Annotated in this window: 1 protein-coding gene and 1 pseudogene; both read right to left on the reverse strand. The window is 38.5% G+C overall.

Annotated elements, in window-relative coordinates:
• Positions 1-301 (reverse strand): annotated as a pseudogene (locus tag BAZSYMA_RS00335) (CRISPR-associated endonuclease Cas3''); the annotation flags it as partial.
• A complete protein-coding gene (gene cas1f, locus BAZSYMA_RS00340) occupies positions 295-1,248 on the reverse strand; it encodes a type I-F CRISPR-associated endonuclease Cas1f (RefSeq protein ID WP_090714381.1) in 954 nt (317 codons plus the stop codon). The gene cas1f and the pseudogene BAZSYMA_RS00335, both read right to left, overlap by 7 nt.
• Positions 1,249-1,477 lie beyond the last annotated feature (229 nt).

A 1,477-nucleotide genomic window follows, 5' to 3' on the forward strand; every position in this document is an offset into this window, starting at 1 on the left:
CCCCTATAAATTTATCTGCTTCCGTATAATTAACCGCTACAACTCCTTCATTATTAAACTTGTTTCGATTTCCAACCACCCACAGTAATTCCGTTCTAATTCTTGATTTTAACTGATGGCAGCTAACGGCAGTATTTTTACTGGCAGTTTTTTGTAAGAGTCTTTTAACCGCATTCAAGCCTTCTTCAGTAATGGGAGTTTGCCAAGTGTTGTTGCCAATACGGTTGGCAAAAGCGTCCAATACTCGTCTTGTTCTGCTAAGGGCTTTTTTCTCACATTCGCTAATGAAGGTTACTAACATTTTTCACTCTCAGTTGTTTTATCTGCCTCTGCACAAATCTCTTTTATGACTTGAAACATAAAATCCAGGGCTTTGTGTTTAGTAAAATTTTGTAGGCATTGTTGTCTAAATTCTTGCTCACTCATCCGTTCTTTAGCACAAATAAACGCCCAAGGCAATATTAAGGTATCCTTAATTAAATCAGCAATGTCAAATACCAAGGCACCTCGGCGAGTTTTGCCGTGCATGAGGGCAAAACCATGTGGAATACCAAGCACCCAAAGGGTGGTGGCAGCTAGTCCGTAAGCCAAATAATTACCGTGATTAAGAAAGTCATTAGCCAAGTCAGTGCTATCATGTTGGCGGGTAAACTTTGTGGTTTTAGTGGCAGTAACCGCTTGCCTGTAAAGAGCCTTAGTAAGCAACATTTCATCGGTTAAAAGTTTGTTAACGCTATTGGCATTGATAATTTTTTGCTTAAAATCATCTAGTAACTTTATGTTGGGTGTAATACCTTCAACCTGAAGATCTTTATCTTTACCCCATATTTTGTTTAGAAAGTCAATGCGTTTAGTTTGAATAATTTTGGCAAAATGCAAGCGTTTGCCTTCGTTAAACCAAAAACCCATCCACGCTTGCACATATTCTGTAGGGCGGTATTCACTTTGCGGCGTTAACCATTCAATTTGCGTTGCCATAAGTAGCGGTGTACCACCAGAGCCACTAAAACCGACTAAAACTCCTGCTTGAGCGAGCATTCTCATCGCCGCTTGAGTGATTGAAGTGCCACCGCCAAGTAAAATACAAGTGGTATTGGCAATGGGAATATTCCAATATTGTTTATTGTCTTGCTCTTCTGTGAGATATAAAACACGCCCGTCTTTTTGCATGACTCGGCATTTATCTAAATAATAAATATTAGCACGCTTGGAATGAAGAATAGCTTTTAAATCAGTTAATTGTTGCATAATCCTAATCCAAAAATAAAAACCAAAAAAAACACACAAACCCCAACTGGTATAATGATTTCAACCAAAAAACAGTTTCACCCATTAGGTGGAAACCAAAGGCAACCAAGCCCCTCATTAACCAACCAAACTTTATACATTCTTGAATTCACATCATAAGTGCAACACTCAATTAGTCAACCAAATGGTATTAACCACCCTTTAATCCGACAAGACAAAGGTACTGTAA

It is taken from the genome of Bathymodiolus azoricus thioautotrophic gill symbiont (assembly GCF_001298715.1).
GTDB lineage: Bacteria > Pseudomonadota > Gammaproteobacteria > PS1 > Pseudothioglobaceae > Thiodubiliella.